At 49.6% G+C, this 26,952-nt stretch carries 14 protein-coding genes and 1 pseudogene; 11 read left to right on the plus strand and 4 right to left on the minus strand.

Features of this window, described 5'->3' with window-relative positions:
- Positions 1–61 precede the first annotated feature (61 nt).
- From ACH6EH_RS05510 to ACH6EH_RS05555, 10 genes are all read left to right on the plus strand, one after another.
- Entirely contained in the window at positions 62–3,124 is a 3,063-nt protein-coding gene (locus ACH6EH_RS05510) for a glycoside hydrolase family 2 TIM barrel-domain containing protein (protein ID WP_397331459.1), read from the plus strand.
- Between the two features lie 189 nt (positions 3,125–3,313).
- Entirely contained in the window at positions 3,314–4,780 is a 1,467-nt protein-coding gene (aldA, locus tag ACH6EH_RS05515; RefSeq protein ID WP_397331460.1) for an aldehyde dehydrogenase, read from the plus strand.
- Between the two features lie 107 nt (positions 4,781–4,887).
- Positions 4,888–7,350 (plus strand): glycoside hydrolase family 2 TIM barrel-domain containing protein, encoded by a 2,463-nt coding sequence (locus ACH6EH_RS05520; protein ID WP_397331461.1) that lies wholly within the window; start codon positions 4,888–4,890, stop codon positions 7,348–7,350.
- An 18-nt stretch (positions 7,351–7,368) separates the two neighbouring features.
- The gene (locus ACH6EH_RS05525; RefSeq protein ID WP_397331462.1) at positions 7,369–8,877 is read left to right on the plus strand and encodes a sulfatase family protein; all 1,509 of its coding nucleotides are present in this window, start codon (positions 7,369–7,371) and stop codon (positions 8,875–8,877) included.
- 311 nt (positions 8,878–9,188) lie between these two features.
- Positions 9,189–10,154, plus strand: a complete 966-nt coding sequence (locus ACH6EH_RS05530; protein ID WP_397331463.1) for an ABC transporter permease — start codon at positions 9,189–9,191, stop codon at positions 10,152–10,154.
- 13 nt (positions 10,155–10,167) lie between these two features.
- On the plus strand, positions 10,168–11,052 hold the full coding sequence (locus tag ACH6EH_RS05535; RefSeq protein ID WP_138226494.1) for a carbohydrate ABC transporter permease: 885 nt from the start codon (positions 10,168–10,170) through the stop codon (positions 11,050–11,052).
- A 98-nt stretch (positions 11,053–11,150) separates the two neighbouring features.
- Complete coding sequence (locus ACH6EH_RS05540) at positions 11,151–12,815, plus strand: extracellular solute-binding protein (protein WP_397331464.1); 1,665 nt, start codon at positions 11,151–11,153, stop codon at positions 12,813–12,815.
- 72 nt (positions 12,816–12,887) lie between these two features.
- The gene (locus tag ACH6EH_RS05545) at positions 12,888–17,681 is read left to right on the plus strand and encodes an S-layer homology domain-containing protein (protein WP_397331465.1); all 4,794 of its coding nucleotides are present in this window, start codon (positions 12,888–12,890) and stop codon (positions 17,679–17,681) included.
- Between the two features lie 242 nt (positions 17,682–17,923).
- Positions 17,924–20,107, plus strand: a complete 2,184-nt coding sequence (locus ACH6EH_RS05550; RefSeq protein WP_397331466.1) for a hypothetical protein — start codon at positions 17,924–17,926, stop codon at positions 20,105–20,107.
- 141 nt (positions 20,108–20,248) lie between these two features.
- On the plus strand, positions 20,249–21,226 hold the full coding sequence (locus tag ACH6EH_RS05555) for an aldose 1-epimerase (protein ID WP_397331467.1): 978 nt from the start codon (positions 20,249–20,251) through the stop codon (positions 21,224–21,226).
- A gap of 261 nt (positions 21,227–21,487) precedes the next feature.
- On the opposite strand, the pseudogene ACH6EH_RS05560 reads toward ACH6EH_RS05555, so the two are convergent.
- The 3 genes and pseudogenes from ACH6EH_RS05560 to ACH6EH_RS05570 all read right to left on the minus strand — a co-directional run bounded on the left by ACH6EH_RS05560 (position 21,488) and on the right by ACH6EH_RS05570 (position 24,979).
- A pseudogene (locus tag ACH6EH_RS05560) lies at positions 21,488–22,206 on the minus strand (transposase).
- 128 nt (positions 22,207–22,334) lie between these two features.
- On the minus strand, positions 22,335–23,798 hold the full coding sequence (locus ACH6EH_RS05565; protein WP_233281015.1) for a sulfatase family protein: 1,464 nt from the start codon (positions 23,796–23,798) through the stop codon (positions 22,335–22,337).
- Between the two features lie 38 nt (positions 23,799–23,836).
- Positions 23,837–24,979: a glycoside hydrolase family 88 protein gene (locus ACH6EH_RS05570; RefSeq protein ID WP_138226489.1), complete on the minus strand. Its 1,143-nt coding sequence runs from the start codon at positions 24,977–24,979 to the stop codon at positions 23,837–23,839.
- Positions 24,980–25,094: 115 nt separating this feature from the next.
- On the opposite strand from ACH6EH_RS05570, the gene ACH6EH_RS05575 reads away from it, so the two are divergent.
- Positions 25,095–25,973 (plus strand): AraC family transcriptional regulator, encoded by an 879-nt coding sequence (locus tag ACH6EH_RS05575; RefSeq protein ID WP_138226488.1) that lies wholly within the window; start codon positions 25,095–25,097, stop codon positions 25,971–25,973.
- 69 nt (positions 25,974–26,042) lie between these two features.
- Here the strand turns inward: ACH6EH_RS05575 and ACH6EH_RS05580 are convergent, their stop codons facing one another.
- Positions 26,043–26,939 (minus strand): helix-turn-helix domain-containing protein, encoded by an 897-nt coding sequence (locus ACH6EH_RS05580; protein WP_138226487.1) that lies wholly within the window; start codon positions 26,937–26,939, stop codon positions 26,043–26,045.
- Positions 26,940–26,952 lie beyond the last annotated feature (13 nt).

The raw sequence follows: 26,952 nt of genomic DNA on the forward strand, positions 1-26,952 counted from the left end.
AGCACTCGAATTCCACAGGGAACGAGTGCTCTTCTTGTCAAAGAATAAGGAGTGAAGGTGAATGTTGAATCTGGAAAAGTATTGGGAAAATCCTGAGGTCGTTGAAGTGAACCGGGAGTTACCGAGGGCCTATTACATCCCCTACTCAAGCAGGGAAGAGGCCGCTTCGTTAAAAAGAGGCCGTTCTCCGTACTATCAGACCCTGAACGGGGAATGGAAATTTCAATATCATCACAGCGTAGAGCAGGTTGAAGAGCGATTCTATGAAGCAGAGTATCCGGCAGAGGGCTGGGATTCGCTGCTGGTGCCTTCCTGCTGGCAAACCCATGGCTACGACCAGATGCATTACTCTAACGTCAATTACACGATTCCCTGTGACCCGCCTTTTGTTCCGGATGACAATCCGGCAGGCTTGTATATCCGGGATTTTCAGGTTTCGAAGGCGTGGCAGGATAAGGAAGGCTATGTTGTTTTTGAAGGCGTGAACGCCTGCTTCTACGTATGGGTGAATGGCCAGCTGGTCGGCTACAGTCAGGGCAGCCGGGTACCGGCTGAATTCTGCCTGACGCCATATCTGGTTCCGGGTAGAAATCGGATGGCTGTGATGGTGCTGAAATATTGCGATGGTACCTATTTAGAGGATCAGGATTTGTGGAGATATTCCGGCATTTTTCGGGATGTCTATTTGCTTGCTCGAGACCGCAATCATGTGAGGGATGTGTTTGTGCAGACTACCCTACAGGCAGATGATCAAGAAGCGCTGCTTGACATCAGGCTGGAAACCACGGGTGCCGCAGAGGTTTCAGCGGTGCTGTCATCCTCTGATGGACTGGAGCTTGCTGTGGTGCAAGACTTCATAGACTCTAGCGGTGCTCTCGCCATGAAGGTAGAGAATCCCATGCTGTGGAGTGCGGAGTCACCGGTGCTGTATGAACTGCTGCTCTATTGCGGGGATGAGGTTCTCCGGTTTACAGTCGGCTTCCGGCGGGTGGAAATCTCTGAGGGCGTCTTCCAGATTAACGGCGTGCCGGTAAAGCTGAAGGGTGTGAACCGCCATGATTCTCATCCCAAGCTCGGGCAGACCATTCCGCTGCAGCATATGATTGAAGACTTGAAGCTGATGAAACAACATAATGTGAATACGATTCGTGCCTCTCACTACCCGAATGATCCCCGGTTTCTGGAGCTGTGCAGCCAATATGGCTTCTATGTGATTGACGAAGCAGATCTGGAGTGCCATGGCCTGGCGATTGCAGATAACTGGAGAAACATGGAGAAGGGCGAAGGAATGCAGTCCTATGACGATTTCCACCAGCTGTCCAATGATACCGCTTGGGAGCATGCTTTCGTGGACCGGGCGAAGCGGATGGTGGAACGTGACAAGAATCAGCCTTGCGTCGTCATTTGGTCGATGGGGAATGAGTCCGGCTATGGGGTGAATCATATCGCCATGGCGCAGTGGACCCGTCAGCGCGATCCTTCCCGTCCCGTGCATTATGAAGGCGCTGCCCCGCAGTACAGGGGGAATCCCGACACCGAAGCGCTGGATATGGAAAGCCGGATGTACGCATCCGTATCTCAGATTGAAGCCTATGCCAAGGATGCAGGCAGCAAGAAGCCGCTGTTTCTGTGCGAATACAGCCATGCCATGGGCAACGGGCCGGGTGACCTGATGGACTACTGGAACGTCATTTATGCTTATAAGGAGCTGATGGGCGGCTGTGTATGGGAGTGGTGCGATCACGGGATCGAGAGGAGAACAGAGCAGGGCGAGCGCTACTATGCCTATGGCGGCGATTTTGGCGACAAGCCGAATGATGGAAACTTCTGCATTGACGGTCTGGTTTCCCCGGATCGGAAGCCGCACAAGGGATTGCTAGAGCTGAAGCAGATCATTGCGCCGGTACGGATCGAGGCGGTAAAGCTGCAAGAGGGCCGGCTGAGAATTCATAATCTGTATGATTTCAATGACTTGTCTCACCTGATCTTCTATTGGAAGCTGGAGTGCGAAGGAGAGGTCATTCAGCAGGGTCAATTCCAGCATGTGCCTGCACCCCCTCATGCTCATGCAGAGGTGAAGCTTGAAGTGGATTTTAATGCTGCGATCCCGGGGGAGCTGGTGCTAACGATTTCCTGCTGCCTGAAGGAACAAAGCGGCTGGGCTGAACGCGGACATGAAATCATGTTTAGCCAGTTCATCGTGAAACCGGAAGGTACAAGAAGTCTTCAGCCTGCAGGGGACAGCCCTTGGAGGATGCTGACGGCGACAGAGCAGCGGGGCATGCTGAGCCTTGAGGGCTTGGATTTCCGGCATGTGTTTGACCTGAAGAAAGGCATGCCCGCGGAATTATCCAAGCATGGTGTGAAGCTGATTCAAGAGCCGCCTTCATTTAATATGTGGCGCGCACCGATTGATAATGATATGAATTTGACCCGGCGCTGGGCTTACGAAGGGCTGGAGCATGCCGGCATGAAGGTGTACGCCTGTGGATGGAGTCAATCTCCGGAGCAGGAGGTTCGGGTGCAGGTGAAATTCTCGCTCGGCGTATATACCAGAAAGCCGATTGTACGAGGTGAAGCCGAGTGGCGCTTCACGCCTGACGGGGGCGTCTTGGTTAAGGTCACGGCACAGGTGAAGGAAGAGATTGATTTCCTGCCCCGTTTCGGACTGCAGCTTGTGCTGCCGGAAAGCCTGGATCAGGTGGAGTACTATGGGTACGGTCCGCATGAAAGCTACATTGATAAACGCTATAGTGTCCGCAAGGGCAAATACAGGCATACGGCAGACGAAATGGCCGAGACATACATTATGCCGCAGGAGACAGGCTCCCGGTGGGGTACGGAATGGGCCAGGATCACTAATGAGCTGGGGATGGGTCTTCGCTGTGAAGCCGGTCAGCCTTTTTCGTTTAACGTCTCGCATTTCCTGCCGTCAGACCTGACAAGAGCCAATCACACGCATGAGCTGCAGAAACGAAAGGAAACCATTCTTCAGCTGGATTACAAGATGAGTGGTGTAGGCTCTCATGCGTGCGGACCGATGCTGGCGGAAGAGTATCAAATGAATGAGAAGCAGTTTACGTTTGAGTTTCATCTGCTCCCGGTTTTCGCGGAGGATGAATAACTGACTGTACTTCATTTATAGTTCTTTGTGAAAATAGGGTTGCCACACACATTCATCAACTGTATAATCATTTATAAAATTGGAACAGTGTATCGAATATTTAAGTTATTTTTTAATTAATAGTATGGGTTCTGTTATTTTAAACTTACTGATTGACGCATATTGAACGCCAAAGGAGATGTGTAGGAAATGATGAAAGCAGAACATAATGGTCAAGAATACTACCGCTTGTACATTGACGGTCAGTGGGTAGACTCCTCATCCGCCAAGCTGATCGAGGTGCAGAATCCCGCCAATGAGGAAGTTATCGGGCGGGTCAGCGACGCTGCGGCATCAGATGTACAGAAGGCACTGGAATCCTCGGAGAAAGCACAGCTGCAGTGGCAGCGGCTTCCAGCTGTCAAACGTGCTGCCTACCTCGTCAAGCTGGTAGAGAAGGTGAAGGAGAAGCGAGATTTTCTTGCCAGGCTGCTGGTGCTGGAGCAGGGCAAGACCTATGGCGAGGCGCTGGGCGAGGTGGACGACACCATGGCCTACATGATGTATGCTGCCGAGTCTGCGAACAAGATTAAAGGCGACATTCTGCCTTCGAACCGGGAAGGAGAGATCCTCCAAATCCGCAAGGTTCCTTACGGCGTGACGATTGGCTTGTGTGCCTGGAACTATCCACTTGCCTTGCTTGGCAGAAAGCTTGGACCAGCGCTCGTCACTGGCAATACGATGATCATTAAGCCGCACGAACTGACGCCGATTGCCTCAGCTGAATTTTTCAATTTAATCCACGAAGTAGGGTTTCCGCCCGGCGTTGCCAATTTCGTGACCGGCACTGGCGCTGAGGTGGGACAGCTGCTAGTCAGCAGCCCGATCACCAAGCTGGTTACGGTTACCGGCAGTGTCCGTGCAGGGCAGCAGATTTATAAGGCCGCTTCCGACAATATTACCGCATTGTCACTGGAGCTGGGCGGCAAGGCTCCGTTCATCGTGCTGGAGGATGCAGATATTGATAAAGCAGCGGAAGCGGCGGTGTCTGCACGATTCGCGAACTGCGGTCAGGTTTGCGTGTGCAGTGAGATGGTGCTGGTCCATGAGAAGGTGGCCGATGAATTTACCGCGAAGCTGCTGGAGCATATGAAATCCATCAAGGTCGGGGATCCGTTTGATCCGTCGGTCACGATGGGACCGAAAGCGAACGGCAATGACCTGATCAAGATTGACGACATTGTGCAGCAAACGGTAGCCCAGGGCGCTTCCATCGCGTGGGGCGGCAAACGCCCGAGCGGCGGTATTTTTGACAAAGGTTACTGGTATGAGCCGACCATTCTGGTGGATGTGAAGCCGGATATGGCTGCAGCGCAAAAAGAAATCTTTGGACCGGTGCTTCCGATCGTTCGGATCTCCAGCTTCGAAGAGGCAATTGACATCGTCAATGCCAGCGAGCTGGGCTTGTCGGCTTACCTGTTCACGAATGATATGAAGAAAATGATGCACGGTACGGATGTGCTTCAAGTCGGAACCGTATTCCTGAATCAGGGCATGTCCGGCTGCATGCAGGGCTACCATAGCGGTCACAAGCTGAGCGGGCTCGGTGGAGAAGATGGCGAGTATGGCCTAGAAGGATACCTGCAGAAGCGGACCATCTATATGAATTATTTATAGTACACCTTCATCGGCCTGTGATTATTTCATCACAGGCCGATGATTTACCTGAAGTAGGGTCTAAACAGTGAGCATTCAGGCTGCAATCAAAGAAAGGAGATCAATGAATGAGAGGCATACCTTGGAATGAGGATTGGCGTTTTACACTGGAGGAGCCCGAGGCTCCGCATCTTTTACATACTGATGATTCTACCTGGCGTACGGTGCGGCTGCCGCATGACTGGAGTGTGAAATTCCCGTTTGATCCGGAACTGGAGGCGTGCACAGGTTACCTTCCGGGCGGTACCGGCTGGTATAGAAAGCGCTTTATAACTTCGCCGGAGATGACGGAACAGAAGGTGTTTCTTAACTTTGATGGCATCTATAACCGGGCAAGCATCTATTGCAATGGCAGCCTTGTTCGCTTTCATCCCTCCGGCTACTCCCCGTGCCTGATTGAAATTACCGATCAGCTGCATGGAGTGGATGAGGAGAATGTTATTGCCGTCAAGGTAGACCGGACCCGGTATGCCGACAGCCGCTGGTACACAGGCTCCGGCATTTACCGGAAAGTGGCGCTCCACCTTCTGCCAAAGCTTCATATTCCGGTATGGGGCACCTATCATACGACGCCCCGGCTGGATGACGAAAAAGGCACGCTGCTAAGCCGGATTCAGCTAAACAATGATTCCGGCGAGCTGAAGATGCCGGAAATGAGCGTAACTGTATACCGTCCTGATGGACAGCTGGCAGCCACTCAAAGCAGAGTGACAGCGATCCCTTCAGGGGAACGGTTGGAGCTTAAATTTGAACTGGAAATTTTCCAGCCGCAGCGATGGGAAATTCATGAAGCCAGACTGTACAAGGTTGTAACCGTAATCATAGATGACGGGAAGGTTCTTCAAGAGGTAGAAGAACCTTTCGGCTTCAGAGATTTTCGTTTTGATGCGGACAAGGGCTTCTTCTTTAATGGAAGAAGCATGAAGATCAAGGGGGTCAATCTTCATCATGATGGAGGGCTGGTCGGCGCTGCGGTACCTCTGGATGTTTGGCGGCGGAGACTTCAGAAGCTGAAGGCGTGCGGCTGCAACGCCATCCGGACTGCACACAATCCGGCCTCCGAAGATTTTTTGGATCTGTGCGATGAGATGGGATTTCTCGTGCAGGAAGAGTTTTTTGACGAGTGGGATTATCCGAAGGATAAACGCTATAACGGAAATGAGCAGAGCGTGGATGACATCACGCAGGGTCATGCAGAGTTTTTCCGAGAGTATGCACAAGCTGATTTGCAGGATACGATGCGAAGAGATCGCAATCACCCGTGTATTTTTCAATGGAGCATCGGCAATGAAATTGAATGGACCTATCCGAAATATAACGCGGCGACCGGATATTTCGGCATGAATGCCTCGGGCAATTATTTCTGGACATTGCCGCCGAACAGCAAGGAGACGATATCCGAGCTAATCTCTCGTATGCCCCGTGATCGGTATGACATTGATACCACAGCAGGCATGCTAGTGCGCTGGACGAAGGAGCTTGATGCCACAAGGCCCGTCACCGCCAATTGTATTCTGCCCAGCGCCAGCTATGAATCCGGCTATATTGATCAGCTTGATCTGGCTGGCTACAGCTACAGAAGGGTGATCTATGACTACGGGAAGCGGCATTACCCGGACAAGCCGATTATGGGCACGGAGAATGTAGCCCAGTGGCATGAATGGAAGGCGGTTTTGGAGCGGGAGCATGTTGCCGGAATCTTTTTGTGGACGGGGATTGATCATATGGGGGAAGCGAGACGAAAGCCGTTTCCACTTAAGGGCTCTGAGGCAGGGCTGCTGGACTTGGCCGGGTTCGACAAGCCCTCTTATCACATGTTCAAAAGTCTGTGGAATGAGGAGCCTCATCTGTACATTGCTACCCAAACACTGGAAAAATCATTATATCAAATGAGCGCATCCGGAGAGCTGGTAGAGCGCATTGAAGGCGGGTGGCAGGAGCGCGTATGGTTCTGGCATGATGTGTTTGCCCATTGGAATTACTGTGATGAGGAACAGGTTGTCGTCGAAATGTACTCCAACTGTGAAGAAATATCTCTGTATCACAATGACAGGCTTGTTTCCGTACAGCGTCTTAGAGACTTTGAGGACCATATTTACAAGTGGGTACTGCCGTTTGCTGCCGGAGAACTGAAGGCGGTCGGCCGGTGCGGAGACCAGGAAATTGTTGAAAGGCTTCGCACGGTCGGCCCGGTACACCGGATTCAAATTGAAGTGGATCAGGAGCAGGTGAAGGTGGACGCTGATTCAGTCGTTCATGTGACGGCGAACCTGCTGGATGCGAACGGAACAATCATCCGGAATCAAAATCTCTGTCTTCACTTTCAGGTGGAGGGAGAGGCCCGGATTCTGGGTGTGGATAACGGCAGTGCAGACAATGTCCAGCCTTTCCAGAGCACACGCCTGGTAACCGACCAGGGGCGGGGGCTGATGATTGTTCAGGGCTTGAGGCCGGGCACGCTGATGGTCCGCGCAAGCTGCGCCGATCATCACCTGGTTTCTAATACCTGCATCGTGAAAGTCAACGCCTAACAGGATGGGGGAATCCGAATGAGACCGAATTTTGTCGTATTTGTCGTAGATCAGATGCAAGCCCGCAGCCTGTCTCTGCATGGCCATCCCGATGTAAAGACGCCGAATCTGGATCAATTGGGCCGGGAAGGGATTTCATTTGCCAGAGCCTACTGCAACAATCCGGTATGCATGCCATCGCGGGCGACGCTGCTGACAGGACTCACTCCTCGGCAGCACGGGTGCCTCACCAATGGAAATAAAGTGCCGGAATGGCTTCCTACCCTGCCTGCCATACTCAGCCAGCACGGGTATGTGACCCATGCGGTCGGTAAGCTGCATCATCAGCCGATCGGCTCGGTAAGTAAGGGCGAAGAGATGGAATTCTCCTGGGAGAGCCGGGAACGGTGGGAACGTGGAGAGATTACGTCTCTCCCTCAGGGATATTATGGCTATGAAGCAACTGAGCTCGTCGGCGGCCATGTGGACTGCTATGGCGATTATTTAAGTTGGCTGGAGCAGGAGCTGCCGGGAGGCGGTCGGGCGCTGCTGAGAGAGGGATCGTACGCCAAGAATGAACAGTATGACCAGAATTGGAAAATAGACCTGCCGGAGCGGCTTCACTACAACCGGTGGATCGCACGCCGCTCCTCGGCATTCCTGGAGAGCCTTCGCTCCGATCAGCCATTCTACCTTTGGTGCTCCTTCCCAGACCCGCATCATCCGTTCGCAGCCTGCCGTCCATATAGTGAAATGTACCCTCCGGAAGAGTTGACGCTGCCGGAGTATTGGAGCACAGAGGCTGACTCGATCGAATTTCTGCAAGGGCTTAGAGACGTGCATCCCGGTCACTCTGATTTTGATGAGCCGGTGCTGAGGGAGATTTTGTCTCAAACCTATGGCATGATTTCGCATGTGGACAGCTGCATTGGGGAGGTGCTGGAGAAGCTGAAGCAGCTTGGGCTGTATGAGAATACGGTAATTACCTTCATGGCAGATCATGGAGAGTATTTGGGGTCGCACCGATTGCTGACGAAAGCAGAATGGCCGTGGGAGGAGCTGTTCAATGTTCCTTTCCTGTGGAAATCTCCGGGGAGCACCGGCCAGGGCGTGCAGCCAGAAGCAGTCGTCAGCCTGCTTGACTTTGTGCCGACCGTTCTGGATTTTGCGGGAATAGCTCCCTCTTGTCTCGATACTCGCGGGGTATATAGTGCCAAGCCTTGGGGACTTCCCGGGCGAAGCCTGCGTGCTGCCGTGGAATCCGGCGCAGCACTGGAGCCTCGGCCGGCGCTGATTGAATATGATGAGGATTGGTATGCCCCGGAGACGACCCGTCTGCGTTCCCTCGTGATGGAGCAGTATAAGCTGACCCTGTTTACAAATACAGAGGAGGGGCTGCTGTTTGATCTGGCCGCAGATCCTTATGAGCAGCGGAATGTATGGTCGGAGCCGCAGTATCAGCAGCTGCGCTTCGAGATGACCGAGCGGCTATTGCGAGAGCTGATCCGCACCGATCGCCTAGATACCTATCGCATGACGGGAGCGTAGGCAAGGAGACGCTGAACGGAGAAAAGGTGGAATTTGGCGTTTAGCTGCTTGATACCCATGTGTCTAAAAAGCTGTTAAGAGCAGTTAGCACTTCGCTGACTGTTATTAACAGCTTTTCTTATATTCCTTTTAATTGGGTATTGACGTAAAATGATAGCGGTTTTATAATAAAAACGAAACAAGTTTCGATTAATTAAATAATATATGTAATTATGGTTATTTGTTTCGAAAATTATCACATTGTTGAAATCGCTTTCAATAAGAAAGAGGTGAGCTTTCGGATCCAGATTATTTCAGAAGGAGTGCTAGAGATGCAAAAAGTGAATGAAGTCCAGAAGCTTCCTGCTCCGCTGCACAGGCAGAAAACCCCGCTAAAGCAGAAAGCCGGACGCCTGCTAAAAAGCTATCAGCTGTACCTGTTCGTACTTCCGGCTTTGCTGTACTACGTCGTTTTTCATTATGTCCCGATGTACGGTGTTCAGATTGCGTTCAAGAATTTCATGGCCTTTAAGGGCATTTCGGAAAGTCCCTGGGTCGGTTTTGAGCATTTTGAGCGCTTTTTTAATTCCTTTGAGTTTACCAAGATCATCCTGAATACGATTCAGCTCAGTCTAATGCAGCTGATCCTCGGCTTCCCGGCACCGATCATACTGGCACTGATGCTGAACCAGCTGATGCACAAGCGATTCAAAAAATTCGTTCAGACGATCATCTATGCGCCTCATTTTATTTCCACGGTCGTTATTGCGGGCATGCTCTTCCTGTTCTTGTCCCCCCAAACCGGCTTCATTAACAAGCTGATTGAAGGGCTCGGCGGAGAAGCGGTATTCTTCATGGGCGATCCGGGCTGGTTCCGAAGTGTCTATGTCTTGTCCGAGATCTGGCAGAACACCGGATGGGGCACCATTATCTATCTTGCTGCACTGACGTCCATCAGTCCCGAGCTTCATGAATCGGCCGTGGTGGACGGAGCGAATAAATTTCAGCGTATTGTGCATATCGACATTCCGGGCATTATGCCTACCGCAGTGATTCTGCTTATCCTGAGCACCGGGAACATCATGAGCCTCGGCTTTGAAAAGGTGTACCTGATGCAAACACCGCTCAACCTGCCCACCTCAGAGATCATTTCTACATACGTGTACAAAACCGGCCTGGTTGGAGCGCAATATAGCTTCTCAACAGCAGTAGGGCTGTTCAACTCCATCATCAATTTCGTAATTCTGCTCAGTGTCAATCAAATCGCCAAGAAAACATCGAACACGTCGTTATGGTAAGGACGAAGGAGGGATGACATTGTTCAAGCGCAGTCAGGCGGACATCTGGTTCGACCGAATCAATTTACTTGTCATTTTTACCGGGCTTATCATCATTATTTATCCGCTGTACTTTGTGGTGATAGCTTCCGTTACGGATCCCGGTGCGGTTCAGACAACACTGCTCTGGCCGGAAAAGTTCAGCCTGGATGGCTACAAGAAAATTCTGGAGAGCGAGAATCTCTGGATCGGCTACAAGAACTCATTTATCTACGCCATTCTGGGGACGGTCATTAACCTTGGCCTGACGCTGCCCGCAGCATACGCACTGTCCCGCAAGGATATGCCAGGCCGCAACACGATCATGCTGATCATTACATTCACCATGTTCTTCAGCGGGGGGCTCATTCCAACCTATCTGACCGTGAAGGAACTTGGCATGCTGGATTCTGTATGGGCGATGGTTATTCCTAACGCTGTAGGCGCATGGAATCTGATTATCGCACGGACGTTCTTTCAATCCACCATTCCGGATGAGCTTCTGGAGGCGGCCAAAATGGATGGCTGCTCGGATGCCATGTTCTTCTGGCGGATGGTGCTTCCACTGTCTCAGGCATTGATCGCGATCATGATTTTGTTCTATGGCGTAGCCCACTGGAACTCCTACTTTAATGCCTTAATCTACTTGCGAGACCAGGAATTGTATCCGTTGCAGCTCGTGCTTCGCTCCATTCTGATCGAGAACCAGATCCAGAATGACATGATGACAGATTTATCCTCCATGGGCGATCAGCTGAGAGCAGCAGAGCTGATTAAATACGGCATGATCATCATTGCGGCACTGCCGCTGCTGATTCTGTATCCGTTCCTGCAAAATTATTTCGTTAAGGGAGTCATGATCGGCAGCATTAAAGGCTGATGACATGTCGCTTCTAAAGCTGGTTAGGAGGTGAGTGCCCGGCGTCAACGACTCCTCTCTGTAAGCGCATACGAACACCATTTTAGGAGGTCATGAATTTGAGAAATTGGAGACAATGGTTCATTTTGTTTATGGTCATGGTGATGAGTCTTTCCCTGTTAGCCGGCTGCTCGGGCGACGGCAGCGGATCCGATTCGAAGACATCCGAGAGCACCAGCAACACAGACACTTCTAAAGACCCGGAGGCACCGAATGGAGACAATGAGGGCGTATTTCCACTTAGCGAGAAAGTCACGCTGAAGATGGCAACCTGTAAGCACCCGAATAACGGGCCGTTCGAGGAAATGGATTTCTTCAAGCAATATGAAGAGAAGACGAATGTCCAGATTGAATGGACAGATCTGGAGTTTGCGCAATGCGAGGAGCAGCGGAATCTTATTCTGGCCAGCGGAGATTTGCCGGATGCGTTCTATGGCACACTGGCCTTGTCTGGCAATGATGTGATCAATTACGGCGGCCAAGGCATGCTGGTACCGCTGGAGGAGTATATCAACAAGGAAACCATGCCGAACCTGACGGCCCTGATTGAAGCGAATCCGGAATTCAAGAGCATTATGACGGCACCGGATGGCCACATTTATTCGCTTCCAAGCATCCGGGAGCTGATGCTGTGGCTCTCCCCGGACATGATGTATCTGAACAAGGAATGGCTGGATCAGCTCGGATTGGAAGTGCCGAAGACTACGGATGAGCTGAAGACGGTGCTGGAAGCATTCAAGACACAGGATCCGAACGGCAATGGAAAGAACGATGAAGTTCCGTTCTCTTTCCTATGGGATTTTGCCAACTATAATGTGAATGGAATCGGTTCCCTGTTCGGCGCCTTTGGACGCGCGGATTCTGCGAACCATATGTTTGTCGAAGATGGTAAAGTCGTTTTCTCGGCGATGGAAGAGGAATACAAAGAAGGCATCGCTTACTTCCATACGTATTTCAAGGACGGTCTGTTTGACAAGGAAAGTCTGGCTCAGGACCGCAATCAGCTCGTGGGCAAGGGCAGTGGTACCGAGCAGCGTCTGGGCGGCTTCTTCTCTTGGAACGCCTTCTCCATCGTAGGTGCGGAAAATGATCCTAAATATGTCGTAGTACCGGCCTTAAAGGGTCCGAACGGCGACCAGGTATGGAGAAAGTCACTGGGCAATAACCAGGGTGTCAATCCATTTGCCTTCTCGATGACGGCGGTGAACGAGCATCCGGAATTGACTATGCAGTGGATGGACCTCGCTTACGCTACAGATACGTCTATTGAAGCAGGCTGGGGGCCGATCGGCGTGACGCTGGAGGATAAAGACGGCCAATTGACACTGAAGGAAGCGCCGGCCGGAATGACAACTGATCAATACGTCTTCAAGACGGCACCGGTTGAAGCGCCTTATGCCATCCTTGAAGAAACGTATGGCACCCGTCTGGCTTTGGCAGAGAAAGATAAAATTAAGATTGACGGCATCAAAGAACATTATCTTCCTTACATGACCTCGGAAACGTTCCCGGGTGTGATGTTCACGGCGGAGGAATCCCAGAAGATTAAGACGCTGGATACCGATCTGAACAGCTATATTAGCCAGACCAGTGCAAAATGGCTGCTTGAAGGCGGTGTAGAGAAGGAATGGGACAGCTATATGGCCAACCTGAAAAAAATGAAGGTGGATGAGCTGGTTGCCATTTACCAAACGGCGTACGACCGCTTTATGAGCGCACAATAATCAAGTTACCCCGGGAACAGAGCAAGCTGCGCTGTTTCCGGGAGTTCTTCTAATAGAAGGGAGCCACTGATTTTGAACAGAAAAAAATGGAAGGGAATCCTTTCAGGGCTGCTCTGCTCGGCACTGCTCATTACTTCATTCTTTGCTTCAACTGCCCCGGCAGGCTATGCCGCGCCGAATATGGATGAGCTGCCGGAGAATATTCGTACAGACAAAGCAGACTTTGATACGATTCCGGAAGTCGCGGAGTTCTATAAGGCTAAGTTCGGGGAGGATGCAGTAGCGTATTTTAACAGCATTAATGGCGAAAGCCGGATTCAGCGGATGAATTTCCTGCAATATCCGGAGGGTCAATATTTAGAAATTAATGGAGAAGAGGTCATCGACATTCCAGACCAGGATGCCAGAATATGGCGCCTGTTCAGTGACGTCCGGTTCGAAGGCTCGGCAGCTCAGACGATGGAGCTGTATATAATCGATCCGAATGGTGTAGAAACCGAGTGGACAGTATTCAAGAACGGAGGCTGGAAAGACAAGCTCACGGGACTGTATACCAACTATACCAAAATGGGCTTTCAGGAATCGAACCCTTCCGAAGCGATCACCCATCCTTGGCTGATCAAGGACAACGGTGAGAATGTGTATGAAGGCTATAAGATGAAGATTAAAGGCAATGGTACGCTTCGCAGTGTGTATCACTGGGAAGAAGAAGGGGTTCCCTTGGAGTTTGACATTTCCGCGTGGACCGTCCTTGGTGAAGATAAGGACATTCTCGACGTTTCCGTCGAAGTGGATGCGCTTACAAATTTGAGCATGAACGGTGTGAACAAGCTGCCGGAGGACGTGTTCAAGCGTTATCACATTAACAGCGGTCCGATCGGCATCGAGCAGGCGGGCGGAGAATTCACGGTACTGGATGAAGCCTATCACAAGACCACCAAGGATTGGGGCTTTATCCCGGGACGCGGGGCTTTCCATTATAAGCTGCTGACGGACTGGGCCGGGCTGAAGGAAGATCCGGGGCGTCCAGGCTATGCAGATTTTACAGAGGTCAATAAGATCTATACCAGAAGCCAGCCGGCCATTAATAAATTCGAAAGTCTTTATCCTTCGATCGGAAAAGATTACGTACTTACGATGGATGGATGGCCAAAATGGATGTGGGAAAATCCGGAATCCGGACAATCCGAGCATTTTGGTACCCCGGGATACGAGCATTTTGATGCTGCTGCTGAGGCTTCGGCCCAGCTGATCAAGAGCATTGATACTCGATTGGATGGCCTGGGGCCGAAATATGTTGAAGTGAAGAATGAATCCACAATTCCGCAGGAGTGGTGGTTCCTTCAATCCGAGCCGGACAAGGCATGGGGCTATTTGTCTGAGTTCCACAACAAGGTAGCAGCAGCGGTTAAAGCAGAGAATCCTGATGTTCTCGTAGGCGGACCGAGCAGTGCCTTTATGTACCTGGAGAAAAATGACTTCGATGAGGCTCGCGCTCAGTTGAAGTTTATGGATGAAACCAGGGATTCACTGGATTGGTACTCCCACCATTTCTACGAGAATGCCAACCTGTTCATTCATGACCGGGAAAACAACTCGGACGGCTTCCTGAGCGGACGGCTGGAAGCGGTACTGGATCTGTTGAACGCGCATATGGTGAACACCGATAACGTGAAGCCGATTTACATTACCGAGGAAGGCACGTACAACACCGCTGGAAGCGATGCAGACTATTTTCAAAAGCTGGTTGCTTTCAATGGTTACATGCTTCGCTTCATGAACTATTCCGATTCGATCGGCATGCTGGTGCCTTATCTGTATCCGATCATTAACTGGAAACCGGACTCTACCGGCACGTTCTACAAATATAACGAGAACAAGAATGGCTTGATGGAAGAGATGACGCCGATGGAAGCGTATCTGGATATGTGGAAGGACTACCGGGGCGCCTATCTGCCTTCGCAGTCCGATCATGAACGCGTCCACACGAATGCGGTGCGGTATAACGACAAGGTGTATGTCGCCGTGCATAATCTGAATGCCCAGCGGGTCCATCTTGACCTGGATGTGCTGGCAGGGAATGCCAACATTGATAGCGTAACAAGAAAGCATTTCTTCCTCGAAAAAGGAGAACTGACCTATGAGGAGGACACGGTTACAGACCTGGAGGACGTGTATATGCGCGTCCAGGAAATGAGTATTTTTGAAATTACGCTGGACTCCAATCCTGACTTTACCGGAACGTGGAACCGGGAATTTGCTTATGCCTCCGAGGAACTGATTCCGCTGAGTGATCAAGCGCCTGCTGTGGTGACGATCCAGCAAGATGCAGCACAGCTTGCCAAATCCACACTGCGGATCGGTTTTGGCAAAACAGGCAGCGGCTTCGCCGGGGATATGACGGTTGTGGTCAATCCGGGTGAGCCCGAAGAGCAAACCTTCATTAAGGATCTAAACTATACGAATAAGCCTGGAAACCTGTTGACGTATGCGGAGTTTGAGCTGGAGCCTTCAAAGGTGCTGGCCCAGAACACAATTGAGATTAGGGTGCCGGATCGCGGCGGCTATGTGACGAGTGTCCAGCTCATTCAGTATGATGAGCAAGCTGCTCCTGCGGGTGTGGACACGGAGGCACTTCGCCAGCCGATCGCCGAAGCGAAATCGACGCTGTCTGAAACCGTAATCTCCGCTACCGGTAATGAAGTGCAGCCGGGAGCAGTCTGGATTAAGCAGCATATTCACGATACACTTTCGATCGAAGTAACCAAGGCTGAGATTGTAGCAGAGGATGCCCTGGCAACGGCGGAAGAGGTAGAATCTGCGGTGATGAACCTGAATAAGGCTATGGCGATTTTTGAGCAGTACGCCACCGTTAAATCAGAGCCGACCGGAAGCCGCGGAGCACGGTTTTCTTTTGAAGACGGCGAACCTGCAGCCTACACATACGATGCAGATTCTGTAACGGCCACCGTCGTGTCGCAAAACGCAACGGAGGGTTCCCAAGCGCTGAAGGTTGATTTTGACAAGCTCACTTCTTATGCATGGGATTCTACCGGTAAATATTCCGGCCGTCTGACGTTTACTGCGCCGGAGGAAGGGTGGAGCCTGGGTGGCAAGCCATTCACCTTCGATGTGGCCAATCTGAACAATCAGGCTGCACAGCTGCGCGTCGAGATTACAGACCAATCAGGTCACAAGGGAATCTATTATTATGCTCTGGCGGCAGGAGCATCACGGAAAATTCAGATTTCCGATTTCCAAAAAGCATCAGGAACCTGGTTAGCAGATGGCAATTTCCCGAGAACGGCGGATATTGACACTGAAAACCTGAAGTCCATTCAATGGTATGTTTTCGGTCCAACGGCGGCTCCGATTGATCGGGCATCCCTGGTCTTTGATCATGTGGTGATCGGAGATGCGGAGACAGCGCCAGAGCCTGAGCCTGGAGAACCGCCGGTAGATCCGGAAGAGCCGCCGATTGATCCAGGAGTGCCGCCAGTAACGCCGGAACAACCACCGGTCACGCCAGGAGTGCCGCCAGTAACGCCTGCACCACCTGCCGTTCCTGCTCCGCCTGTTGTCCCTCCGGGCTCCGGCAGCACCGTCAAGGAATCGGAGATTACGATTCTGATCAACGGCAAGCCGTCCCGTAGTCTGGCCAGCCAGGTTGTGGAGAACAAGGACAGCAGATCCGTTACGACAGTAACCTTGAATGCTTCCTCGTTGAAGGAAAGTCTGTCGCAGGCTGCGAACGGCTCGACACTCCGTATTCCGGTCAGCGGAAGCTCTCAAGAAGTTGCCGGTGTGTTCAGCGGCGAGGTACTGGAAGAGTTGGGGAATAAAGAGGTGACGATCGAGCTGGTGTCGGAGCAATTCGCTTACATGCTGCCCGTGCAGCTTCTTCAGACCGAGCGGGAAGCAGCCGCAGCGAATGAGAAGCTTCCTTTAAAAGAGATCGGAATTGAAATCCGGATGAGTCAGTTGGAGGAAGCTGACATGGCGCCAGTGAAGCGGTCGGCTTCGGCAAAAGGCTACACTTTGGCAGCACCGGCCTTTCATTTTGAGATCAGCCTTAGCTATAACGAGAAGACGACAGCCGTGAACGCGTTGAACGGGTTCGTGGAAAGAGCGATTGCTCTGCCAGACGGTATTGCCCGAGATGATGTTTCCACTGGGGTAAGGTACATGGATCATGGAGCGTTCACGCATGTGCCAACGGCCTTCGGCACGATTAACGGCCGGGATTATGCCGTGATGAACAGCATGTCTAACAGCATCTATACGCTGCTCTCTCATGCTGCCGGCTTCACAGATGTGCAGAATCACTGGGCCGAAGCAACGATTCAGAACATGGGCTCGCGACTCATTGTGGAAGGCGGAGGAACAGGCGATTTTGAGCCCAACCGAAGTGTAACGCGGGCTGAATTTGCAGCCATGGTTGTCAAAGCGCTGGGACTGCATACCCTCGAGGGAGGCACTGTATTCTCTGATGTGGAGGCAGGCAGCTGGTACAGCCCTTATATTAATTCAGCAGCACAGCTCCAGTTGATTGCCGGCTATGATCATGGCCAGTTCAAGCCGCTGGACAGCATCACGCGGGAACAGGCTATGACCATTCTACAGCGAGGCATGCATGTAGCGGGTATGGAGGCAGAAGTGGAGGCTTTGGAAGCCGAAGCGCTGCTTCGCAGCTTTACGGACGCAGGCACAGCGTCTTCGTATGCCAAGAGCAGCCTGGCTGCAGGCATCAAGTCCGGCCTGCTCCTTGGACGCGATGGCAGCAAGCTGGCACCGAAGGCCTATGTGACCCGTGCCGAAACCGCCGCCATGCTGGAACGGATGCTGAAGAAGGCGGGCTTGATTTAAAAAGACCTGTAATCGTAAAAAGACTTTTCTCTACCTCTGAGAAAAGTCTTTTTACTCATAAACATTAATTAACATATATGCATTTTTATAGAATTATATTAAGATTTTCATATTCTTCTGAGGTGAGGATTAAGTAATCTGATGAAGCAGGAATTATATTCCTGGACACAGTCCATGGAAGGGAGGAGACCGATCACTCGTTGTTATTCAGGCAATAAAAACCATATGAGGAGGCAAGGTTAATGAAAAAAATGCTTGTAGGCGTGATGGCTCTGATTCTGACAGGGTCTTTACTGAGCAGTCCCGGTACTGTGGAAGCAGCGGTCCCGTTCCCCACCCTGAATTTCGATAATGGCGTGGTCCCTGCGTACGTGACCGGCAGTAATGCCACACTCCAGGTGGTCACGAATACGACGGGCTCCAAGGCGCTGCGGATTAATTATGCGGCAGGGGATTTCCCGTCGGTTCAGTTCTCCCCGTCTACGCCGTGGAGTGTAGGCTCCGGCAATGCCATTGCGTTTGAGCTGACGAATCCAACAGATAAGGATATTACATTCTATTTACGTGTGGACGACAGTGCACAGGCGGATGGCGTGAAGGACTCGATCGTCACGCAAGCGGTGGCGAAGGCCAAGAGTACTAAAAATTATTTCCTGAGCCTTAGCCCGAACGTGCTGGATCTGGGGATGCGGTTCCTTCCACCGAATCCGGCGGGCGCCCAAATGGGATACGCCTGGGGCGATAAGACGATAAACAGCAGCAATATCGTTTCCATGCAATTCTTTCAATTATACCCTTCTGCCAGCTCGGCGCTCGTGCTGGACAATTTGAAGGTCATTAAGGATCCCAATACCGACCCCAGCTATTTGAACGGCATCGCAGATAAGTACGGACAGTATGCAGCCATGAACTGGGGCGACAAAGTGACCAAGGATCAGGACCTTCTGGATGACAAGGCACAAGAGGCAGCAGCTCTCAACGGAGCTCCGCCTGCCGTTCTCAGTCAGTACGGTGGCTGGAAGAAGGGTCCCAAGCTGCAGGCTACCGGCCATTTCAGAGTGACACAGCATGCCGGGAAGTGGACGCTTGTGGATCCGGAAGGCTATTTATTCTTCTCTACAGGCCTTGATGTAGTCCGTCTCGATGATATGCACACCTGGATCTCTGGAAGAGACAGCATGTTCAAAGATCTTCCGGCGAAGAACAGCTCACTCGGGAAGCATTTCCGCTATACGACCTCCGTGGGCAGTCCGCCTTTGGGACAAACCGAGGGCTGGCTCTTTAACCATTACTCTGCCAACCTGGAGCGCAAGTATGGGAATGATTATGTGAACCAGTGGAAGAATGTCTCTGTAGCCCGCTTTAAGAACTGGGGCTTCAATTCTCTGGGGAACTGGTCGGAGCCGTCACTGTATTTTGGCAAGGGCTCGCAGCATAAAATGGCGTATGTCGCTAATGGCTGGACCAATGTGGGCACACATGCCACGATTCCGAGCGGCGAATGGGGAACGGTTGCGGACCCGTACGACCCGCAGTTTACGACCAGCGTCAAAAATATGGTTCAGAACCAGATTCTCGCCTATGGCGTGGCTCAGGACCCTTGGGTCATCGGCGTGTATATCGACAATGAAATTCCTTGGGGCAGCCCGGCGACAACAGACAGTAAATATTTGCTGATCAGCAACATTCTCGCCATGAATGCGTCTGATGCCAAAAGCCATGCCAAACGCGCTATGATTGCACATTTGCAAACAAAATACAACAATAATATCGGTGCTTTGAATACGAAATGGGGAACCTCCTTTGCCTCCTTCACGGCAATGAATGCACCGTTCAAGCCGGCCCAGATTTCAAATGGGATGGTACCGGATTATTCCGCAATGCTGAAGCTGCTTGCCCGGAAATACTTCTCGATTGTCGATGCTGAATTAACCCAGAAGCTGCCGAACAAGCTGTACCTGGGAGCGAGATTTGCCGAGTGGGGCATCAGTAAGGAGGTTCAGGAAGCAGCAGCGGAGTATGTCGATGTCGTGAGCTACAACGTGTATAAAGAATCGGTTAACGGCCATAGCTGGATGGACATCAGCAGTTTGAACAAGCCGGCCATCGTCGGTGAATTTGCATTCGGAGCCAATGACCGCGGCATGTTCGGAACCGGCCCGAATTCGGAATCGGCCGCATCCAGCCAGCAGAACCGGGCCGAGAAGTTTACCAATTACGTCAATGCAGCGCTGAAGAATCCATATTTTGTTGGAACACACTGGTTCCAGTATGTGGATGAGCCATTGCTGGGCCGCCATTGGGACGGCGAGAATTACAACCTTGGCTTTGTGGACGTCGCTGACGTGCCGTATGCAGCGATGGTGAACGCTGCCAAGAGCGTACACGCTAAGGCGTATGCGACCAGATTTGGCGGGTCTTTATAGATTTAAAGACATGTGGAACATCTTGTCAGTCCTTTTTCCAGCTACTATACTACAATAGACGAATTTAGCAGTGGCTGGGGAAGGGTGAAGGACAGCAGATGCTGTTCCTTACGGTTCAGCCCTTGGAGAGGAAGATGTGGTGTGGATCGTTATGAGATTGTATTTGCTGAGCAGGATGGCTGCTCTGTCGTGGAGCTTCGGGACTCTCAGCTAGGAGACCGGGCCCGGATTGTTCCGGAGCTCGGCGGAAATTTGATTTCGTTAAACCTTAACAGGCGCGAGATCCTGGCGGCACCGGACTCCGTAGCGCAGCTAAAAGAGGGTCAGACCATGTACGGAACTCCGATTCTTTTTCCACCTAATCGTGTACAGGACGGCAGATTCACATTCAAGGGCCGAACTTATCAGCTGCCGATTAATGAGGAGCCCGACCGACATCTCCATGGTGAACTGTCGCGCCGGGAGTGGAAGGTCGTGGAGCGGGGGAGCTCTGATGATAAAGGAGCCTATATTGTGCTTTCCTTTCGATATGCCGATCATGAGGATATGCTGACCTATTTCCCACATCCGTTAAGCTTCAGGATGACCTTCTCACTGCGGGAGGGGCAGCTGCACATGGGCGGTACGATTCATAATGAGGGAAAGGATGAGGCTCCATTTGCCTTCGGGCTTCACCCTTACTTCTATACTCCAAGGCTGGAGCAAGGAGATGGGGTGCTGCAAGCTCCGGCAGCGAGAGAGTGGCCGATCACCCGCTTTACCTTTGTGACCGGACCTCCAGAGGATACAGCACTTGCAGCGCAGCTGCGTCAGGGGATGCCGCTGCATGAGATTGCCCCGCTCGGCTCCGCAATGCTGGAGCTTCAGCAGCTTCCAGAGCGGGTATGCCGCCTTCAGCTTAAAGAGCAGGGGTACACCATCGCTTACCAGTTCGGAGAGACCTTTCCGTATCTGCTGATCTTCCGTCCCAACTGGTCGGAGTCGATCTGCCTGGAGCCTTACTCCTGCCTTACCGATGCGTTTAACCTTCCCTATCCTACGGACATGACAGGAGCCCGGGGCATTGGACCAGGCGAGCAGCTTGCGTTTGAAACTTCAATGTGGGTGGAGGATAATTAGCGGTCAACGTGGACGTGTTACAGGAAAGATGGAAAGATGGGAGTGCAGAATACAAAGACGCAGGGAGCTTATGCAGCCCTGCGTTTTTGTGTTGGAGCAATAAATTTACCTTTGGAAATACATATGTGTTATTAGGTTAGGTAGCCTCAATAAGTTTATGTAAGGCGGTAAGGATATCCATCGGGACGATGGAAATGAGTGATGTCTGAATGTTGAGACCATGTTGTTCGTGGGGGACAAAGCCCAACGTTTGTGCGGTCGTTACTGGTTACTCAAAGGTAGCGGATAGCGTTCATCTAACATCTCAGCAAGCTTCTTTTTGACCTCTGTCATCCCGAATCCAGGTGTGACGCGTTCTGCATACGTATCGTTGTACTCAATGCATTGTAAGTAGACGACTTTCTCGGCCGCATCCATATTCGTTAAACTGTTCATTGGCTTGAGCCGCTTACGAAACTCCTTGTTCATACGCTCGATGGGGTTCGACGTATAGATGGCCTTCTTCAGTACTGCGGGGTACTTGTAGAACGTCAACAGCGTCGACAGTTGGCTCTCCCATGACTGCCAGATCTGAATGTCTTCAAGCACAGTTGCCGTAATATTGCTTACCGTCGTCGGAGAATAGTGGCTGCTGAACATGCTCTCGATGAAGCGAACGACGTCACGGGTGCCCATGCCGCTTTTGTACATTTGGATGACGGCTTCCTCCAACCAACCGTCACGACGTGATACGGTTCGAACACTTGCGTCTGGAACTCGCCGTTACGATCTCGCGGAACCGACAGGTCCTCGATGTTGCCGTATTTCGTGTGAAGGGAGCGCTTGTAGTAGCCATTGCGGCTATTGTGTCTGCAGGACTCGTCCGATTCCATAAAGGCTGTAATTTCAGCGCGCATTATGCGCTCGAGGTTATCCTGTACAAATTGCATGACAAGATTTTCAAATAGATTATTCATCGTGTTTTCGGTTATATTAGTCATCGATAGGGTCCTTTCTCTGGTGGCATCGCAACCCCGAGAATACCCTGCTTTTTTTGTGTTCGGCTAGACCACAAATTCTGGTACACAACTTATTTTACGCCAACTTGGGTTACCTTAAGCACGTATACTTAGATCTCTGTTATAGCCGAATTCTGAAACATTATATATTTAGCATGAAAGCATTCGAATGCATTCTCTGGAATACGGAGTAGATCCTTCGTTTCTGCCATATGTTTGCGAAGAGTCTCTAGCATTTGTTCAAGAATAACTCTATATTGAGGATTAAATGCCAAGTTACACTGCTCTTGTTCGTCCTCTGCTGCATACAGCTCTATAAACAGCTCATCTTTGAAGAGATCAACGATCAATTTGAATTCTTTGGTTACTATACATCTTTGATAATTCCCTCGAGAACCGTTTCCGTCATATTGAATAACTACTTCTTCTCTAATGTCTGCCTGATGACCTTCAATAATGGACATTAATGAATGTCCTGACAAGTCGTCAGGGGTATTCAAACCTAGAAACTCACATAGTGTTGGCAGAACGTCAACCGAGCTAACCAGCGCATCCGAGGATTTAATTCCAGGCTGATAGGATGTAGGGAATTTTATGAACAACGGAGTGCGAACGGATTCCTCATACATGCACATTTTTTGCCATAATCCATGGGAGCCCAACATTTCTCCATGATCGCTAGTAAATAAAATTAAAGTGTTATCGTATAAATTTTGTCTTTTTAATTCTGCAATAATCGTCCCCACACAATCATCTAATAGTGAAACCAGACCTGTGTAAACGGGCCAGATTTCACTCCAGTCTTCTCTTGTATAGCGAGAACCTAGCACCCCGGTTAAATTGTACATCTGCAGAGGGGATTGGTTCGCAGACCAGCGCCCCACGTTATATGGAAGCTCTACATTTTGAAATTTGGAGTACCATGGGTCCGGGATCTCTAGTGGTGGATGTGGAGCCAAAAACATAGCGTTTAACAAAAAAGGCCTTGTGCGATCTCTATTTTGTAACGCTTCCAAACTGCACTTTGTAATAAAACCATCATAGAAATAATCAAAACCTTCTTCATAACAGCCTACCGTGGGTATAGAGTATCGTCTTAATTTGGTTGTTGTTCCTCCCACCATCTCTGGGATAAGGGCCGTAAACTTTTTTCCACCAGGTTTTCTCTTGCCATGCTCTTTTAGGTATTGATCATAACGTCGCTCTAGAGACTCCCATTTGGTTTGAGATTCGGGTTTGAGGTCAAATTGGTCCTTCGTATGAAGATGCTGCTTACCTGTATGCCAGCTGTCCCAGACCTCTTCCATTAATGTATATAAATTTTCTATGCCTTCCTGAACTTGACCATGTTGCCTTTCAAGCGGCTCCCACCCGTTGATTAAACAGCCTGTTTCGTTTGGATACTTCCCTGTAAAAAACGCACCCCGGGCCGGGACACAAATAGGTGAAGCACAATAGGCTCTGTTAAAAACAACACTTTCCGAAGCTATTTGATTGATGTTTGGTGTGTGTTCTCCGAGTAAATCATAACGAAGCTGGTCAGCCATTATTATAACAACATTGGGTTTAATCAAGTGAATTCCTCCAACTATAAATGAATGTTTTTTCGCGTTTACTCACTCATCCCTTGTGGTCGGTCATACCAATACCCCTTATGCCCATTATCAAGGCGCATTAAGGCTTCGAGGTAATAATAGTCCCCCCAAATCACGAAATCGTCTGGTGAATTCCCTGACCTGACGCTGTAAGAACCGCGTTTTATTAAGCCTTGTGCGTCTGGTTCACTTATTGTGGAATAGCTTTTAACTAAGCCATGCATGGATTTTTCCATACCTTCTTGTAGAAATGCTTTTTCCGGGTGATTCTCAGGCAGGTATTTTAGTAATTCGTGCAGTCCACATACGGTAATTGCAGATGCTGAACTGTCTCGCTTTGTGTCCGGTGTGACTGGCGCATCAAAGTCCCAATACACCACGTGATCCTTTGGCAGTCTTTCAATAAAGTATTTAGCCATTCTAACAGAGGTTTCTAAGTACAATGGGTTCTTGGTATAGTAATAGGATAGAACAAAACCGTAAATTCCCCAAGCCTGACCGCGTGTCCAAGTAGAACCATCCTCGTAGCCTTGATGTGTTCCTCCTCGAATTGCCTCTCCTGTCGTTTGATTAAAATAAAATGTATGATAAGACGAGTCATCGCCTCTTACAATAAAACGTCTAGTTTTATCCGCTTGCGATATTGCTGCTTCCAAATACTGCTGGTTACCTGTTACCTCATAGGCCCAGTAAAGCAAAGGAAGATTCAGTAAACAATCAATAATAATACGTCCTCCATTTTGCTCATTACCTTCGGGACCCCATGCTTGAAGAATTTCCATCTCTGGTCTCCAGCGCTTCATAAACACATCAGCAGCTGCGAGGGTAAGCTCTTTAGCCTTTGGATCCCTCTCAATCATCCATTGTGCTTTTGAGGATAAGGAGTAGAGAAACCCAATGTCATGATGATCAAGATTAATATGGTGATCTAGTCTATTTCTGAAGCTATCCACTGTTTTTCTTGCTGCATTTCTGAATATCTCATCACCGCTATACTCATAACACAGCCATAAAATACCGGACCAGAAGCCATTCGTCCAATCTGTGTTGGGATTTAAAAGATACTTATCCTCTTTACTCACATGAGGAAACTGATCTCCAAATCGTTCTATGTTCCTTCTCGTCTTGGCTATAGCGTTTTCAAGTGCTTTTTGCCACATTATTTTACACTCCCTTGCATCGGTTTCATTTAATACTATCAAAGGAAATGAAAAATCTGTTAAGGCTGATTGTGATAATATATAGATATATTGCGATTCTGAAGGGGACATTATAATGAACGGTCATCATGTCATGAATTTTTTAGACAGACCCTTCCATGGGAACTTTAAAGTCCAGGCTGACCATACTTATACAGGTTTTTTTCACTACCACCCAGGCTTGGAATTTCTTTATGTTCACCAAGGAGATGGTACTGTTGTATTAGAGCAACAGGTATATAAAATCGAACAAGGCGCTTTATTCATATTCCAGCCTTTTCAATTGCATCATGTCAAAGCACAATTGAGTAAGGAAACCCCATATATACGCTCCACTATTCATTTCGATCCGGAAGTATTTAATCGCTACTTTCAATCGTTTTATGAGATAGACCGCTTTTTTCAATATATTTGGAAAGGTTCATTAACTAAACAAGTGTTTCCTTCATTTTCTGAGCAATTGCCGATCGAGCCGCTCATTAGCTACTACAAAGAAAAGATTACCGAATCGGTCGGTAATCTTAAGCTTGAATATCAAGCCTTACTGTTACAGCAGCTAATGGTGTTTCTTTATGATGGGCTGAACCAATCAGAATCACTTAATTCTTATTCCTTGAGAACGACTACACATACTGAGGACATTCTTCAATGGGTCGAACAACATTTCTCAGAACCGTTCAAACTTGAAGCAATTGCTGAAGAATTACATTTATCTAAATATCATATTTCACATTTATTCAAACGAGATACCGGCAGTACGATTACCAATTACATCCTGGCTCGCCGGATTAAAGAAGCCTGCATGTTACTATCCACTACTCAGCTTTCGATATCTGAAATTGGTTTATCAGTAGGTTGGCCTATCCCTTCCCATTTTGTCCATCAATTCAAAATGATTACAGGAATGACTCCGCTGCAATTCCGAAAAGATAGGGCCTCTAACGCCAGAATGTAATGTGCAGGCAGCCGACCTCTACAACTGTCTGCGAAGCTCGTGAAAAATTGTAGTTTTGAGTTTGAGAACTTAAAAGTAAGGGTTGCTATATATTTTTCTGAAATGAATAGGTGAAACCCCTGTTTTTTTCTTAAATAAGAAACCGAAGTAGGCACTGCTACCAAATCCACATCGCATGGCAATATCCAATATACTTGCATCTGTAGTAAGAAGCATTTTTTTTGCTTTCTCCAACCTCAACTCATTGATGTATTGATTAGGGGTTTGCTGCATCACTTTAGTAAAAACGGAATGAAAATAAGAAGTACTCATTCCTGAAATCTGAGCTAGTTTAGCCAAATTCCAAGACTCTTCCAAGTTAGCTTGGATACAAGTTACTGTATTCTTAATCATTTTTGAATGCGCTGAGGAGGGAACATCCTTACTTGATTGGTGGACAATATGATCCTCATGCAATTGATGAATGATTTGAAGAATAATAGACTTTATCAACAAGTGTGAGCCGGCATTTTGTTTGATAAATTCATTAAAAATCCGTTGAAACCAATATTCATACTTTTCCGCAAATGGAGGGCTGAGTATAGTTGGGATCGCATTCAGTATGGGATTCATATAATAGGGCTGAGATACTTCTTGAATTGTTCCAACAGTATACTCACAGTCCTCTTTACCTGTATTGTTCAGCATGTCAAAAACAACCAAGTGGCAAGAATAAGGCATGATAGATTGGTTGAGATCGCCTGGCCTTCTGAATACCACGTCATTTTTTTTGACAGGGTAAAGAGTGCCATTTAAATCAATTGCTCCTTCGCTTTCAGTATAAAACTCTAACTCATAATCGTAGACTAGGCGATTCTTCAGACGAGAAGCTTTTTCACGCTGAGTTCCATTGAAATAAACGGATGTGAGTATTCGAGGATTTACTTGTTCATTCGTAACGTGCAGAGTTTCAAGACTGATAGACATTTTTTTCCTCCCA

Origin of the sequence: Paenibacillus sp. JSM ZJ436 (genome assembly GCF_044383795.1) — a bacterium.
In the GTDB taxonomy this organism is placed as follows: Bacteria; Bacillota; Bacilli; order Paenibacillales; family Paenibacillaceae; genus Paenibacillus_AQ; species Paenibacillus_AQ algicola.

Bases quoted from the DNA above. Each gene is read 5' to 3' on its own strand.
- ACH6EH_RS05510 (WP_397331459.1), top strand. From the start codon at position 62: ATGTTGAATCTGGAAAAGTATTGGGAAAATCCTGAGGTCGTTGAAGTG.
- aldA (WP_397331460.1), top strand. From the start codon at position 3,314: ATGATGAAAGCAGAACATAATGGTCAAGAATACTACCGCTTGTACATT.
- ACH6EH_RS05520 (WP_397331461.1), top strand. From the start codon at position 4,888: ATGAGAGGCATACCTTGGAATGAGGATTGGCGTTTTACACTGGAGGAG.
- ACH6EH_RS05525 (WP_397331462.1), top strand. From the start codon at position 7,369: ATGAGACCGAATTTTGTCGTATTTGTCGTAGATCAGATGCAAGCCCGC.
- ACH6EH_RS05530 (WP_397331463.1), top strand. From the start codon at position 9,189: ATGCAAAAAGTGAATGAAGTCCAGAAGCTTCCTGCTCCGCTGCACAGG.
- ACH6EH_RS05535 (WP_138226494.1), top strand. From the start codon at position 10,168: ATGACATTGTTCAAGCGCAGTCAGGCGGACATCTGGTTCGACCGAATC.
- ACH6EH_RS05550 (WP_397331466.1), top strand. From the start codon at position 17,924: ATGAAAAAAATGCTTGTAGGCGTGATGGCTCTGATTCTGACAGGGTCT.
- ACH6EH_RS05570 (WP_138226489.1), bottom strand. From the start codon at position 24,979: ATGTGGCAAAAAGCACTTGAAAACGCTATAGCCAAGACGAGAAGGAAC.
- ACH6EH_RS05575 (WP_138226488.1), top strand. From the start codon at position 25,095: ATGAACGGTCATCATGTCATGAATTTTTTAGACAGACCCTTCCATGGG.
- ACH6EH_RS05580 (WP_138226487.1), bottom strand. From the start codon at position 26,939: ATGTCTATCAGTCTTGAAACTCTGCACGTTACGAATGAACAAGTAAAT.